Source organism: Janthinobacterium kochi, assembly GCF_051380715.1.
Taxonomy (GTDB): Bacteria; Pseudomonadota; Gammaproteobacteria; order Burkholderiales; family Burkholderiaceae_D; genus Janthinobacterium.
In genome coordinates this window covers 303,229-318,329 of the sequence record NZ_JBNYXO010000004.1, presented here as the reverse complement: position 1 = coordinate 318,329, position 15,101 = coordinate 303,229, and the positions used below count along the sequence as shown (strand labels likewise).

Genomic DNA, 15,101 nt, shown 5'->3' with positions numbered 1-15,101 from the left:
CAGCATGTCCGACCCATCTCTTCCGTCCGGCGCGCCCGCGCACCTGCTGTGCGTGGTAGCCGCGCGCCCCAACCTCATGAAGATGGCGCCCATCCTGGCCGCCCTGGCCCGCCAGGCGCCTGCCGTGCGCGTGACATTATTGCATACTGGGCAACATTACGACACAGCCATGAACGGCCAGCTGTTTGCCGACCTGGACCTGCGCGCGCCCGACATCGCCCTCGACGTCGGCTCCGGCAATCACGCGCAGCAGACGGCCGAAATCATGCGCCGCTTCGATGCCGTGCTCGACGCCCATCCGCCGCTGGCGCCCGACGCGGTGCTGGTGGTGGGCGACGTCAATTCCACCCTGGCGTGCGCACTGGCGGCGGCCAAGCGGAACATTCCCGTGATCCATGTCGAGGCGGGCTTGCGCAGCGGCGACCGGCGCATGCCCGAGGAGATCAACCGCGTGCTGACGGATCAATTGGCTAGCCTGCTGCTGACCAGCGAGGAAGGCGCGTGCGCCAACTTGCTGCGCGAAGGCATCGCCGCCGAACGCATCCACTTCACGGGCAACGTCATGATCGACAGCCTGCGGCAGCAGCTGCCGCATGCAGTAACACCCGCCGCCACCCTGAGCGCCCACGGCCACGCCTGCCCAGCCGCGTATGGACTCCTGACCCTGCACCGGCCATCGAACGTGGATGATGCGGCGCAGCTGCAAGCGCTGCTGCAGGCGCTGGGACAATTGTCATGCCAGCTGCCGCTGCTGTTTCCCATCCACCCGCGTACCTTGGCCGGTTTGCGCCTGGCGGGCCTGGAAGCATTGCTGGCGCGGCAGGCCATCGTCTGCCTGCCGCCGCTAGGCTACCTGGAAATGCTGGGCCTGATGCAGGGCGCGCGTCTGGTGCTGACCGATTCGGGCGGCATCCAGGAAGAAAGCACGGCCCTGGGCGTGCCCTGCCTGACCCTGCGCGACAATACGGAGCGGCCCGTCACCGTCAGCGAGGGCACTAATACCCTGGCCGGCACGCAGCCGGCCGCCATCCTGGCGCTGGCGCGCGCCATCCTGGAGACGGGCGGCAAGCGGGGCCACATTCCGCCCCTGTGGGATGGTCACGCAGCCACGCGTATCGCCGCCGTCATCGCGCCCTGGCTGGCGGCGCTCCGGGGCACGCCATGACGCCGCCACAGGTAATCTTGCGCAACGCCCTGACCATCGACGTGGAAGACTATTTCCAGGTGTCCGCCTTCGCGCCGCACATCGCGCGCGCCGACTGGCCCCGCCTGGAATGCCGGATCGAGGCGAACATCGAGCGCATCCTGCTGCTGCTGGAAAGCCGGCGCATCCACGCCACCTTTTTTACATTGGGCTGGATTGCCGAGCGCTATCCGGCCATGCTGCGCCGCGTGGCCGGCGCCGGGCATGAAGTGGCCAGCCACGGCTATGCGCACCTGCGCGCCTGCGACCAGTCGGCCGCCCAGTTCGCCGACGATGTGCGCCGCAGCAAGAGCATCCTGGAGCAATTGACGGGGCTGGCCGTGCACGGCTACCGGGCGCCCAGTTTTTCCATCGGCGCGGCCAATCTGTGGGCCTTCGAGGTGTTGCAGGAAGCGGGCTACCGCTACAGTTCCAGCATCTACCCGATCCGCCACGACCATTACGGCATGCCGGATGCTCCCCGCTTCGCCTGGCGTCCACGCGGGCCGCAAGGCGTGCTGGAACTGCCCGTCAGCACCGTGCGCCTGCGCGGGCGCAACCTGCCGGCCGGCGGCGGCGGCTATTTTCGCCTGATGCCGTATGCACTGTCGCGCTGGCTTTTGCGACGCATCAATTCGCGCGACGGGCAAGCTGGCATATTCTATTTTCATCCCTGGGAACTCGATCCCGGCCAGCCGCGCCCGCCGGGCCTGAGCGCGAAGACGCGCTTTCGCCACTACCTGAACCTGGGGCGCATGGAAGCGCGGCTGGCGCGCCTGACGCGCGACTTCACCTGGGACCGCATGGACCGTATTTTTCTGGAAAGCACATGATGCACGAGGCCAGTCTTCCTCCCGACCCGGCGCCGTCCAGCGCCGCCGTTGCCGTGCGCTCGCTGCAGGCGCGCGAGCATGCGCGCTGGGATGCCTTTGTCCAGGCCTGTCCCGAAGCGACGTTCTTTCACCGCGCCGGCTGGCAAACCATCCTGGAACAAGGTTTCCGCCACGACAGCCATTTCCTGTACGCGGAACAGGACGGACGCATCGCCGGCGTGCTGCCGCTGGCGCATGTGCGCAGCCGTTTGTTCGGCTCCTCCCTCGTCTCGCTGCCGTTTTGCGTGTACGGCGGCATCGCCGGCGGCAGCCCGGCCGTGCGACTGGCCCTCGACGGCGCCGCGCAGGCGCTGGCGCGGCGCCTCGGCGTGGGACACCTGGAGTACCGCTGGCGCGAGGTGGAGCAAAATGCGGACTCTTCCTGGCTGCAGAAACCCCTGTACGCAACCTTCCGCCGCCCCCTGCATCCCGATGCCGAACAGAATCTGCTGGCGATACCGCGCAAGCAGCGCGCCGTCGTGCGCAAGGCCATGGCGGCCGGCCTGCACAGCGCCATCGACCATGACCTCGAACGTTTTTACCCGATCTATGCGGCCAGCGTGCACCGGCTGGGCACGCCCGTCTTCGCGCGCCGCCATTTTGCCCTGCTGCGCACAGTCTTCGGCAGCGATTGCGACATCCTCACCGTGTACCACGGCCAGCAGGCGCAGGCCAGCGTGCTGCTGTTCTATTTCCGCGATGAAGTGTTGCCTTATTATGGCGGCGGCACGCCGCTGGCGCGCAGCACGGGCGCCAACGACTTCATGTACTGGGAAGCGATGCGCCGCGCCTGCGCGCGCGGATACCGCCTGTTCGATTTCGGCCGCAGCAAGCTGGGGACAGGTGCCTGGGACTTCAAGAAGAACTGGGGTTTTACGCCGCAGCCGCTGCCGTATGCCTACCGGCTCGTGCGCGCCACGGCCTTGCCGGACGTCAATCCCCTGAATCCGAAATACGCGCTGTTCATCCGCGCCTGGCGCCGCCTGCCGCTGCCGCTGGCCAACCTGCTGGGGCCGCATCTCGTGCGGCAACTGGGCTAAGCAAGGGGACACACTATGCGCGAACTTCTCTTCCTCGCCCACCGCCTGCCGTATCCGCCCAACAAGGGCGACAAGATACGCTCGTGGCACATGCTGCAGTACCTGAGCTTGCATTTCCGCGTGCACCTCGGTTGCTTCATCGACGATGACGACGACTGGCAGCATGCGAAAACCGTGGCCGCCCTGTGCGCCAGCACGCGCTTCATCGACTTGCGGCGCGGCTCGGCCCGCAGGCGCGCCATGCAGGCGCTGCTGTCGCGCCAAGCGATGAGCGTGCATTACTACCGCGATGCGCGCCTGCTGCAATGGGTCGATGGGCTGCTATCGGGCGGCAAGGTGCGCCACGCGCTGGCCTATTCCGGACCCATGGCGCAATACATCGACGGCAGCGCGGGCCGCGCCCTGCACCGCGTGATCGATTTCGTCGATGTCGATTCCGACAAATGGCGCCAGTACGGCGACAGCAAGCCCTGGCCCATGTCGCTGCTGTACCGGCGCGAAGCGCAGTTGCTGCTGCAGTACGAGCGCCATATCGCCCAGCAGTTCACGGCCGCCAGCTTCGTCTCGCCGGCCGAAGCGGCCCTGTTCCGCCAGTGCGCGCCGATGGCGCGGCGCAAGACGGGTCATGTCAACAATGGCGTAGACGCGGCGTATTTCACGCCCATGCCGGCCCAGCCCGGCGTGTATCCACCCGGCGTGCAGGCGCTGGTGTTTACGGGCGCCATGGATTACTGGCCGAACATCGACGCCGTGCAGTGGTTCGTGCGCCAAGTCTGGCCCGCACTGCGGCGCCAGTTTCCCCAGTTGCAGTTCTATATCGTCGGCAGCGCACCCGTGCCCGCCGTGACGGCGCTGGCAAGAGTGGCCGGCGTGGTGGTGACGGGCAAGGTGGCCGACATCCGTCCCTACCTGGCCGGCGCAGCCTTGGCCGTAGCGCCCCTGCGCATCGCCCGCGGCGTGCAAAACAAGGTGCTCGAAGCGATGGCGATGGGCAAGATCGTGCTGGCCACGCCGCAGGCGCTGGAAGGCATCGCCGCCCAGCCGGGCCTGGAACTGCTGCTGGCGCGCGACGACGCCGAATTCATCCACCATGCCGCGCGCGTGCTGCGCAACGCGCAGGGCGGCGCGGCCGAAGGGAGCGGCGCGGCCATCGGCGCGGCGGCGCGCCAGCTGGTCTTGCAAGATTACGACTGGGAACGCAATCTGCGCAGCCTGGGTACCATGCTGGGCCTGCCTGCCGGGGCGGATGCAGCCGGCAGAGGCGCCGCCGCACCGACACAGCCCGTGGGGGAGATATCCACATGAGCCTGTTGCTCGACCAGGCGGTACGCTTGCCGGACGCGGCCGTCCTGCCGCATGGCGAACACCGGCGCCAGGCGGCCCTGGCGGCCCTGCTGCTGGCCCTGGCCGTCGTCGTGCTGCTGTATCACGCCACTTTCTGGTCGATGGTGGAATTATGGGCCCGCTCGCAGACGTTCGCGCACGGTTTCCTGATCGTTCCCATCAGTTGCTGGCTGGCCTGGCGCCAGCGCGCCCATCTGACCGCGCTGGCGCCCCAGCCGTCGCGGCAAGGCTTGCTGCTGCTGGGGGCGCTGGGCTTGGCCTGGCTGCTGGCCGACGCCGCCAACGTGCCCGTGGTGGAACAAACTGCAGCCACCGCCATGCTGCCCGCCTGCGTGCTGGCCATCCTCGGCTGGCCGGCCGTGCGCCTGCTGGCCTTTCCACTGGCGTACCTGTTTCTCGCCGTGCCGTTTGGCGAAGTCTTCCTGGAACCCTTGATCGACTTCACGGCCGCCTTCACCGTCACCGCGCTGCAATGGACTGGCGTGCCCGTGTATCGCGATGGCAACAATTTTTCGCTGCCTACCGGTAACTGGTCGGTGGTGGAAGCGTGCAGCGGCTTGCGCTACCTGATTGCCGCGCTGGCCCTGGGCGCCCTGTACGCCCATGTGCACTTCCACAGCACGCGGCGGCGCCTGGCCGTCATGGCCGCCGCCCTGCTGGTGCCCATCCTGGCCAATGGCGTGCGCGCCTACCTGATCGTGATGCTGGGTCACCTGAGCAATATGCGCCTGGCCGTGGGCGTCGACCATCTGATCTATGGCTGGCTGTTCTTCGGCGTGGTGGTGGTGCTGCTGTTCTGGCTGGCCGCGCGCTGGCGCGAATTGCCTCCCCCACGCGCCGTGCCGTCCGTGTACCCTGACGCCGGCATGGCCGGCATGCGCGCCGCCATCCGCGCCAGCGTGGCGTGCCTGCTGCTGGCATCGCTGTGGCCGGCGCTGGCGCTGGCCAGCCACCGCCACGACGGCGCCGCGATGCCAGCGACCGTGCTGGCCTTGCCCGATCCAGCCACCTGGCAGCGTCTGCACGATGCTGCACCAGCCTGGCAGGCGCCATATGCGGGCACGCCCGCGCGGTTTGCCGCCACGTATGCGCGCCAGGGTGACGAGGGCGCGCCGGTGGGCTTGCAGCTGCACTGGTATGCGCGCCAGGCGCGCGATGCCGAACTGCTGACGCACCAGGCCTTGCCGTATGGCGCGCGCTGGATGCCGCTGGCGCAGCGCGTGCAGCATGTCAGCCTGGCCAGCGGCGCCCTGGACGTGCGCGAAAGCGTGCTTGGGCACGGCGGCGAACGCCTGCTGGTGTGGCGCGTCTACCGCCAGGGCGGCATCGTCACGGCCCGGCCCGCGCTGGTAAAACTGCTGCTGGCGCAAGCCAAGCTGCTGGGCATGCGCCAGGATGGCGCCGACATTATCGTCTTTGCCGCCTACGACGAGCTGGCGCCGCCACCACGCGCGCGCCTGCAAGCCTTCCTGCGGGCAGCAATGCCCGTCATCGAACGACGCTTGCAGGAGTTGCCGCATGGCCATTGACCTCGACATGGACGGCACGCGGGAGGCCAGCAGCGCCCCCCTGATCGTGCATGTGATCCACCAGCTCGACGTGGGCGGGCTGGAAAACGGCCTGGTGAACCTGATCAACCATTTGCCGCCGGAGCGTTATCGGCACGCCATCGTCTGCCTGAAGAATGCCACCGCGTTTCGCCGGCGCCTGACCACGCCAGGCGTCGATGTCATCAGCCTGGACAAGCGCGAAGGCAAGGACTGGCGCCACTATCTGCGCCTGTACCGCGTACTCAAACAGCTGCACCCGGCACTCGTGCATACGCGCAACCTGGGCTGCCTCGAGGCGCAACTGCTGGCCTGCCTGGCCGGCGTGCGCCTGCGCGTGCATGGCGAACACGGGCGCGACATGAGCGACTTGCATGGCACCCGCCGCAAATACCGGCTGCTGCGCAAATGCATGCTGCCGCTGGTGCAGCACTTCATCGCCGTCAGCGCCGACCTGGGAGAATGGCTGGTGAACGCCATCGGCGCGGCGCCCGCGCAGGTGTCGCACATCGGCAATGGCGTCGACAGCGTGCAATTCCATCCACGCCTGGGCCCGCCAGCCGCCGTGGGGCCGCCCGGCTTCCTGTGCAACGGCACCTTCGTCATTGGCAGCGTGGGCCGCATGGCCCCCGTCAAGGACCATGCCTCGCTGGTACACGCGTTCTTGCTGCTGCTGGCGCAACCGGGCGCCCACGCGCGCCTGCGCCTGATCATCGTCGGCGACGGGCCGTGCCGCCAGGCCTGTCTGGAACTGCTGCAGCAGGCTGGCGTGGCCCATCTTGCCTGGCTGCCCGGCGCGCGCGATGACGTGGCGCAGCTGCTGCGCGCCATGGACCTGTTCGTGCTGCCCTCGCTGGCCGAAGGCAGCTCGAACACCATTCTCGAAGCGATGGCGACGGGGCTGCCCATCGTCGCCACGCAGGTGGGTGGCAATGCGGAACTGGTGCAGTCGGGCTGGAGCGGCACCCTGGTGCCGTCCGGTTCTGCCGAGATGCTGGCCGACGCCATGCTCGACTACTACAGCATGCCCGAACTGGGCCCGCGCCACGGCGCGCGCGGGCGGCGCCAGGTGCTGGCCGAGCACAGCCTGCCCGCCATGGCCGGCGCCTACCTGGCCGTGTACGACCGCCTGACGGGCGCGCGCCAGCCCTCCCCTCTGTCCACTTATCCCTGAAAGGCCTCCCATGTGCGGCATCAGCGGCATCTTTGATTTGCAGGGCCAGCGCGACATCGATGTGCTGCTGCTGGCGCGCATGAACCACAGCCTGCACCACCGGGGGCCGGATGAAGGGGGACTGCACCGCGAGCCGGGACTGGGCCTGGCGCACCGGCGATTGTCCGTGATCGACCTGGCCAGCGGCCAGCAGCCGCTGTTCAACGCCGATCGCAGCATCGCCATCGTCTTCAATGGCGAAATCTACAATTACCGCAGCCTGATGGCCGAACTGGCGCAGTTCGGCCATCAGTTCCGCACCAGCAGCGACACGGAAGTCATCGTTCACGCCTGGGAACAATGGGGAGAACACTGCGTGCGGCGCCTGCGCGGCATGTTCGCCTTCGCCCTGTGGGACCGCCGCCGCCATCTGCTGTTCCTGGCGCGCGACCGCCTGGGCGTGAAACCCCTGTATTACGGCGAGGCGCAGGATGGCACCCTGCTGTTCGGCTCCGAACTCAAAGCCCTGCTCGCGCATCCGGCCATGCCGCGCGTGCTCGACCCGCTGGCCGTGGAAGAGTATTTCGCCTACGGCTACGTGCCCGAGCCGCGCAGCATCTTCCAGCACGCGCGCAAGCTGCCGCCCGGGCATACGCTCTCCATCCGCGCCGGCCGGCCGCTGCCCGCGCCGCAGTCGTACTGGGACATTCCGTTCACGCCGAATCCGCCCGCCAGCGAGGCGCAGGCGGCCGACGAACTGCTGGCGCGCCTGCGCGAAGCGGTGCGCATCCGCATGGTGGCCGAAGTGCCACTGGGCGCCTTCCTCTCCGGCGGCGTCGATTCCAGCGCCGTCGTGGCGCTGATGGCCGGGGCCAGCGCCACGCCCATCAACACCTGCTCGATCTCGTTCGGCGACCCGGCGTACAACGAAGCGCGCTACGCCGACCTGGTGGCGCGCCGCTACGCCACGGCGCACCACGCGCGCCAGGTGGAGCAGGACGACTTCGAGCTGATCGACCTGCTGGCGAACCTGTACGACGAACCGTTCGCCGACAGTTCCGCCATGCCCACGTACAGAGTCTGCCAGCTGGCGCGCCAGCGCGTCACGGTGGCCCTGTCGGGCGATGGCGGCGATGAAAGCCTGGGCGGCTACCGGCGCTACCGCCTGCACACGCGCGAAGAAAAAGTGCGCAAGGCGATGGACCCCTTGCTGCCGGCCGGCTTGCGCCAGTCGCTGTTCGGCACCCTGGGGCGGCTGTACCCGAAGGCCGACTGGGCGCCGCGCTTCCTGCGCGCCAAGACCACCTTCGAAGGCCTGGCGCGCGACACGACGGACGCGTATTTTCACGGCGTCAGCCTGCTGGGCGACGCCATGCGCGCGCGTCTGTTCAGCCCCGAGCTGCGGCGCAGCCTGCACGGCTACCGCGCCGTGGAAGTGCTGCGCCGGCACGCGCTGGCCAGCCCCGCGCAAGATCCGCTGTCGCAGGTGCAGTACCTCGACATGAAAACTTACCTGCCCGGCGACATTCTGACCAAGGTGGACCGGGCCAGCATGGCGCATGCGCTGGAAGTGCGTTCGCCCCTGCTCGACCATGAACTGGTGGCGTGGATGTCCGGCCTTCCGCCGCAATTCAAGCTGCGGCGCGGTGTCGGCAAGTACCTGCTGAAAAAAGCCCTGCGCCCGCTGCTGCCCGACACCCTGCTGTACCGCCAGAAGATGGGTTTTTCGATCCCGCTGGCCGACTGGCTGCGCGGCCCGCTGCGCCAGCGCCTGCAACAGCGCCTGCTGGGCCCCACCCTGGCGCAGTGCGGCCTGTTCGACATGGACTACGTGTGCCTGCTGCTCGAGCAACATGCGAGCGGACGGCGCGACTACAGCGCGCCCCTGTGGTCGCTGCTGATGTTTGAAGCGTTCCTGCGGCAGGTTGCAACGGGGTCAGACCCGTCGGGGGAATACGGCCCAATGGGCCGTATTCCCCCGACGGGTCTGACCCCAACATCCGTCCCAGGCTAATCCATGCGCATCCTGCACATCCTCGACCATTCGCTGCCCCTGCACAGCGGCTACACCTTCCGCACCCTGGCCATCCTGCGCCAGCAGCGCGCGCTGGGCTGGCACACCATGCAGCTCACCAGTGCCAAGCAGGGGCCGTCCGATGGCGCGCAGCAGCTGGTCGACGGCTGGCATTTCTACCGCACGGCGCCCGATGCACGCTGGTGGGCGCGCCTGCCCGTGCTGCGGCAAGTGGCCGTCATCATCGGCCTGGCCGTGCGCCTGCGCCAACTGGCGCAGCGGCTCAAGCCAGACATCCTGCATGCGCATTCGCCCGCCCTGAACGCCATCGCCGCCCTCAACGCGGGCCGCGCGCTGGGCATTCCCGTCGTGTATGAAGTGCGCGCCTTCTGGGAAGACGCGGCCGCCGACCATGGCAGCAGCCGGACCGGCTGCCTGCGCTACCGGCTCACGCGCGCGCTGGAAAGCTATGCGCTGCGCCGCGCCGACGCCGTCACCACCATCTGCGACGGCTTGCGGCGCGAATTGTGCGCGCGCGGCGTGCCGGCGCATAAAATCACCGTGATCCCGAACGCCGTCGACGCCAGGGCCTTCGATGCCGTGCCCGATCCCACGCTGGCGCACAGCCTGGGTCTGGATGGCCGTCCTGTCATCGGCTTCATCGGCTCGTTCTATGCCTACGAGGGACTGGCCCTGCTGCTGCGCGCCATGCCGCGCCTGCTGGCAGCGCAGCCGGCGCTGCGGCTGCTGCTGGCCGGCGGCGGCCCGCAGGACGCGGCGCTGCGCGCGCTGGCGGCGCAATTAGGTGTTCTAAGCGCGGTGGTCTTCGCGGGGCGCGTGCCGCATGCGCAGGTAGCCGCGTATTATCAGCTGCTCGACATCTGCGTGTATCCGCGCCTGCCGATGCGCCTGACGGAACTGGTGACGCCCTTGAAACCGTTAGAGGCGATGGCGCAGGGCCGCCTCGTGGTGGCGTCCGACGTGGGCGGCCACCGCGAACTGGTCGACCATGGCAAGACGGGCATGCTGTTTCGCGCCGGCGACACCGATGCGCTGGTGCAGGCGATACTGGCCCTGCTGCTGGCGCCCACCAGTTGGCCGGTGCTGCGGCGCCAGGCGCGCGCGTTTGTCGAGACGGAGCGCAGCTGGAGCGCCAGCGTGGGCCGCTACGCGCCCGTGTATGCCCGCGTGGCCGCGGCACGCATGGCGGCGGGAGCGGCGCCATGATCTTCTCGGGCCTGCGCATCGCGCTGGTCGGCCCGCTGCCGCCGCCGGCGGGCGGCATGGCCAATCAAACGCTGCAGTTGGCGCGCAAGCTGCGCGACGATGGCGCGCAAGTGCAGCTGCTGGCCGTCAACGGCCCCGTGCCGCCGCCCTGGCTGGCGCGCATCCGCTACCTGCGCGCCGCGCTGCGCCTGCCCGTGTACCTGTGGCGCCTGTGGCGCACGGCCAATACGGTCGACCTGTTCCACATCATGGCCAATTCCGGCTGGTCCTGGCATCTGCACGCGGCACCGGCATTGTGGATCGCCAGCCTGAAAGGCAAGCCGGCCCTGCTCAATTACCGGGGCGGCGAAGCGGCCGCCTTTTTGGCCCGCTGGCCGCGCCTGGTGGCGTTCAGCCTGCGCCGCGCCAGCGCCATCGTCGTGCCGTCGGCCTACCTGGCCGGCATCTTCGAACAGTATGGCCATACGGCTCACATCGTGCCGAACGTGGTGGACTTGCAGCGCTTTGCGCCGGCCGCGCCGCGTGCGCCCGCCGATGGTCCGTGCATCCTGGTGGCGCGCCACCTGGAACAGCTGTACGACAACGCAAGCGCCGTGCGCGCCTTTGCACTCGTGCGACCAAGCTATCCCACGGCGCGCCTGGTGCTGGCCGGTGGCGGGCCGCAGCGCGCGGCGCTGGCGCGCCTGGCCAGATCGCTCGGCGTGGACGGTGCCGTGCGCTTCGCCGGCCCTGTCGACAATGCCGCGATGCCCGCGCTGTACCAGGCCAGCGACATCGTCCTCAACCCGAGCCTGGCCGACAACATGCCCAACTCCGTGCTCGAAGCGCTGGCCTGCGGCGTGCCCGTCGTCAGCACCAACGTAGGCGGCATCCCCGCCCTGCTGCAAGACGGCGTGACGGCGCTGCTGGTGCCGCCCGGCGAGCCGGCCGCCATGGCGCAGGCCATCCTGGCGCTGCTGCGCGACCCGACCCGCGCACAAAAGCTGGCAGACGCGGGCCTGGCGCATGCCGCCACTTTCGGCTGGCCCGGCATTGCGCCCGGCCTGGCCGCGCATTACCGCCGCATCCGCGCCGCGCCGCGCCCCGGCGCCTACACGCGCTGCGTGTCCCGCTGGCTGTTTCCCCTGCATGAATGGCTTAAGGGCCACCACAGCGCGCGCCTGCTGCGCCGGCTGGAACGCTCGCAGTGGTGGAGCGCACAGCAGTTGCAGGAGTGGCAGCTGGCGCGCCTGCGTGCGCTGCTGCGCCACGCGGGCGAGCACGTGCCCCATTATCGCGCGCTGTTCGCCCGCAGCGGTTTCGACCCGGAACAAGTGCGGCAACTGGCCGATTTGTCGCGCCTGCCGCTGCTGCGCAAGCGCGATATCGCCGGCGCGCGCGACAGTTTCAAGTCTGCCCGCGCCTTGGGCTTGCGCCCGTTCGCCACGGGCGGCTCCAGCGGCGAGCCGCTGCAGTTTTTCCTCGGCCGGCGCAGGATCAGCCACGACATCGCCGCCAAGTGGCGCGCCACGCGCTGGTGGGGCGTCGATATCGGCGACCGCGAAGCCGTGCTATGGGGCTCGCCCATCGAGCTGCAGGCGCAGGACCGCGTGCGCCGCCTGCGCGATGCGCTGCTGCGCAGCACCCTGCTGCCCGCCTTTGCCATGTCGCCCGCGCGCCTCGATGGCTATGTCAGGCAGTTGCGCCGCTGGCGTCCGCGCATGCTGTTCGGCTATCCGTCGGCCCTGTGCCGCATCGCCAGCCATGCCAGCGCGCGCGACTTGCCGCTCGACGGCCTGGGCGTGAAAGTGGCGTTCGTCACGGCCGAACGCCTGTACGACGAGCAGCGCGCACAGATCGCCGCCGCCTTCGGCTGCCCCGTGGCCAACGGCTACGGCGGGCGCGACGCGGGCTTCATCGCCCACGAATGCCTTGACGGCGGCATGCACATCACGGCCGAAGACATCATCGTGGAGATCGTCGATGGCCAGGGCCAGCCGCTGCCCTTTGGTGCCACAGGAGAGATCGTCGTCACCCACCTGGCCACGCGGGACTATCCGTTCATCCGCTACGCCACGGGCGACGTGGGCGCGCTCGGCACCGAGCCATGCGCCTGCGGACGCGGTTTGCCCCTGCTGCAAAAGATCGAAGGGCGCAGCACGGATTTCCTCACGGCGGTCGATGGCACCGTCATGCACGGCCTGGCCCTCGTCTACATCGTGCGCGAACTGCCGCAGGTGCGCAGCTTCAAGATCATCCAGGAAAGCCTGCTGCGCACCCGCGTGCTGCTGGTCTGCCAGCCGCGCCTGGACGACGCCACGCGCAGCGCCATCGTGACCGGCTTTCAGGCCAGGCTGGGCGCGCAGGTCGACATCGCCATCGAGGAAGTCGACGAGATCGCGGCGGAGGCGTCGGGCAAGTACCGCTATGTGGTGAGTGCGGTGGCGTAGACGGGCAGCCTGCAGCTCGATGCAATAGCAGTTGTCCATACTCATCCATATATCTTGCTTAATCATTTGTAGTGAGTTCGCCGTCGACAAGAGCAATCTCGCCTGCGAAGCAATCTCCGCATGCATGCACGCTAGGGATCGGGATAGCAACGCCGGTCTGGCTGGCGATTTTCGCACGCAAGTCGCTGCTCTTGAAGTTTTAGGCACCGTGCGCTCACACATTGATGTAGATCAATCAATTTTCGAATCGCATGCAGCAGAATATGATCATTCGCAAGTGTCTGTTGAGCAGCCCATGGCAGGGCGCGTGACTGACGCCACCCCAACTTCATAAGGAATAACATGATCCCCACTACCATGAAAGCCGCAGTTGTCGAACAATTTGGGCAACCCCTGGTGTTGCGCGAGGTTCCCGTGCCGGTTCCCGGCCCTGGCCAGATCCTGGTCAAGACGGAGGCTTGCGGCGTGTGTCACACTGACTTGCATGCGGCGCGCGGGGACTGGCCTGTCAAGCCGACGCCGCCGTTCATTCCCGGCCACGAGGGCATCGGCCTGGTGGTGGCCATGGGCACGGGCGTGACCGAGGTGCAGCTGGGCGACAGAGTCGGCGTACCCTGGCTCTACTCGGCTTGCGGCCATTGCGAACATTGCCTGGCAGCCTGGGAAACCGTGTGCGCCGCGGCGCAGTTCGGCGGCTACACCAAGAATGGCGGTTTCGCCGAATACATCCTCGCCGACCCGCGCTACGTCGCGCATATTCCGGACGGGCTGTCCGCCGTGCAGGCGGCGCCCATCATCTGCGCCGGCGTGACCAGCTACAAGGGCATCAAGGAAACGGGCGCGCGGCCGGGCCAATGGCTGGCCGTCTCCGGCATCGGCGGACTGGGCCACCTGGCCGTCGAATATGCGCTGGCCATGGGCTTGCGCGTGGCGGCCGTCGACATCGATGAAGGCAAGCTGGAGCACGCACGCGCCCTGGGCGCCGAAGTGACCATCAATGCCCGCCAGGGCGATCCCATTGCGGCCTTGCGTGAAGCGACCGGTGGCGGCGCGCACGGCGTGCTGATCACGGCGCCGTCGCTCGACGCCTTCCAGCAAGGCGTGGCGATGACGCGCAAGCGCGGCACCTGCGTGCTGGTGGGCTTGCCGCCGGGTGACTTCCCGACGCCGCTGTTCGACGTGGTGGCCAATTGCGTGACGATACGCGGCTCTTTTGTGGGCACGCGCCAGGACATGGCCGAGGCGCTCGCCTTTGCCGCCACTGGCAAGGTCAAGGCGGGCATCGAATTGCAGCCGCTGTCGGCCATCAATGAAATCTTCAGCCGCCTGGAGCATGGCAAGGTTGCCTCGCGCGTGGTACTCGATTTCAGCGCTAATTGAGTTACGGCTGAGCAGAGCGCCAACTGCGCCGGTGTGTCGTGCGACGGCAATTGAATTTTTGTTGCCATAATTGCATATTACAAAGGACACACCGATGAAAATTTCTCTTTCTTGCCTGCTGGCCTGCGTCGCCCTCGCCTGGCCGCTTGCTGCCAGCGCGGCCGACCAGGCTGCCCCCTCCTTGGCCGGACACTATTATCTGCAAGGCGTCATGGAAACGGGCTCCGAACTGCTGCTGAAAAAGGACGGCACCTTCGAGTGGATGCTCAGTTACGGCAATACCGACCAGCAAGCCAGCGGTGCGTGGCGCGTTGCCGGCGACACGGTGACCCTGGTGACGGGCAACGACGGCAAGGAGCCGCAGTTTCGCGTGTTCGAGGAAGCGGAAATGCGCATCCAGAAACCTGCCGAAGCGGGCCTGTGGGTGGCGATCGTCGGCTTTCCCCGGCTGGGACCGATGGCTGGCGTGGAAGTGACGTTCGAGGCGCAAAGCGGCAAGACGGCCACGGCCGTCAGCGCGGCGAACGGCGACGCCATCGTCCACATGCCGGCGTCGGAACGCTGGGTACGCGCCGGCTTGCGCCGCCAGGGCGCGCAGGCCGACTATCAATGGCTGCTCGTGCCGCCCGCGCGCGCGCAGGAACGCATCGCCGCATTCGCCGTCACCGACGCTCAATGGCTCAGGGGCCAGGCATTCCAGAAGCTGGCCTTGCGCGTCGTCAAAGGTGGCTTGCAAGTGGACGACACGGACAGCGGATTGGCCAGAGGCCTGTACGCGAAACCGGCATCGAAGCCATAGCCCTCACTCCCCCGTGTTCCATTCTCCAGGCACGCCGCCCTGGTCAAGCATCTTGACCAGGGCGGCGCTGTTTACCCCCGCGCGCAGCCGTGCGCCGTTGACACCCTGCACCG

Annotated in this window: 11 protein-coding genes; all 11 read left to right on the top strand. The window is 68.2% G+C overall.

What is annotated here, in order from left to right:
* The first annotated feature begins 4 nt into the window (after positions 1-4).
* Positions 5-1,165, top strand: a complete 1,161-nt coding sequence (wecB, locus tag ACQ4WL_RS11820) for a non-hydrolyzing UDP-N-acetylglucosamine 2-epimerase (protein ID WP_436509912.1) — start codon at positions 5-7, stop codon at positions 1,163-1,165.
* The gene (locus tag ACQ4WL_RS11815) at positions 1,162-2,016 is read left to right on the top strand and encodes an XrtA system polysaccharide deacetylase (RefSeq protein ID WP_436509911.1); all 855 of its coding nucleotides are present in this window, start codon (positions 1,162-1,164) and stop codon (positions 2,014-2,016) included. Before wecB ends, ACQ4WL_RS11815 begins: the two co-directional genes overlap by 4 nt.
* Positions 2,016-3,095 (top strand): FemAB family XrtA/PEP-CTERM system-associated protein, encoded by a 1,080-nt coding sequence (locus ACQ4WL_RS11810; RefSeq protein ID WP_436510076.1) that lies wholly within the window; start codon positions 2,016-2,018, stop codon positions 3,093-3,095. Before ACQ4WL_RS11815 ends, ACQ4WL_RS11810 begins: the two co-directional genes overlap by 1 nt.
* Positions 3,096-3,110: 15 nt before the next feature.
* Positions 3,111-4,400, top strand: a complete 1,290-nt coding sequence (locus ACQ4WL_RS11805) for a TIGR03087 family PEP-CTERM/XrtA system glycosyltransferase (RefSeq protein WP_436509910.1) — start codon at positions 3,111-3,113, stop codon at positions 4,398-4,400.
* The gene (gene xrtA, locus ACQ4WL_RS11800; RefSeq protein WP_436509909.1) at positions 4,397-5,968 is read left to right on the top strand and encodes an exosortase A; all 1,572 of its coding nucleotides are present in this window, start codon (positions 4,397-4,399) and stop codon (positions 5,966-5,968) included. Before ACQ4WL_RS11805 ends, xrtA begins: the two co-directional genes overlap by 4 nt.
* Positions 5,958-7,160, top strand: a complete 1,203-nt coding sequence (locus ACQ4WL_RS11795) for a TIGR03088 family PEP-CTERM/XrtA system glycosyltransferase (RefSeq protein WP_436509908.1) — start codon at positions 5,958-5,960, stop codon at positions 7,158-7,160. The genes xrtA and ACQ4WL_RS11795 overlap by 11 nt, the downstream gene beginning before the upstream one ends.
* Positions 7,161-7,170: 10 nt before the next feature.
* The gene (locus tag ACQ4WL_RS11790; protein ID WP_436509907.1) at positions 7,171-9,153 is read left to right on the top strand and encodes an XrtA/PEP-CTERM system amidotransferase; all 1,983 of its coding nucleotides are present in this window, start codon (positions 7,171-7,173) and stop codon (positions 9,151-9,153) included.
* Between the two features lie 3 nt (positions 9,154-9,156).
* On the top strand, positions 9,157-10,380 hold the full coding sequence (locus tag ACQ4WL_RS11785) for a TIGR04063 family PEP-CTERM/XrtA system glycosyltransferase (protein ID WP_436509906.1): 1,224 nt from the start codon (positions 9,157-9,159) through the stop codon (positions 10,378-10,380).
* Positions 10,377-12,809: a glycosyltransferase gene (locus ACQ4WL_RS11780; protein ID WP_436509905.1), complete on the top strand. Its 2,433-nt coding sequence runs from the start codon at positions 10,377-10,379 to the stop codon at positions 12,807-12,809. Before ACQ4WL_RS11785 ends, ACQ4WL_RS11780 begins: the two co-directional genes overlap by 4 nt.
* 342 nt (positions 12,810-13,151) lie before the next feature.
* Positions 13,152-14,189: a zinc-dependent alcohol dehydrogenase gene (locus tag ACQ4WL_RS11775; protein WP_436509904.1), complete on the top strand. Its 1,038-nt coding sequence runs from the start codon at positions 13,152-13,154 to the stop codon at positions 14,187-14,189.
* Between the two features lie 94 nt (positions 14,190-14,283).
* A complete protein-coding gene (locus tag ACQ4WL_RS11770) occupies positions 14,284-14,988 on the top strand; it encodes a hypothetical protein (protein WP_436509903.1) in 705 nt (234 codons plus the stop codon).
* The last annotated feature ends 113 nt before the right edge of the window (positions 14,989-15,101 follow it).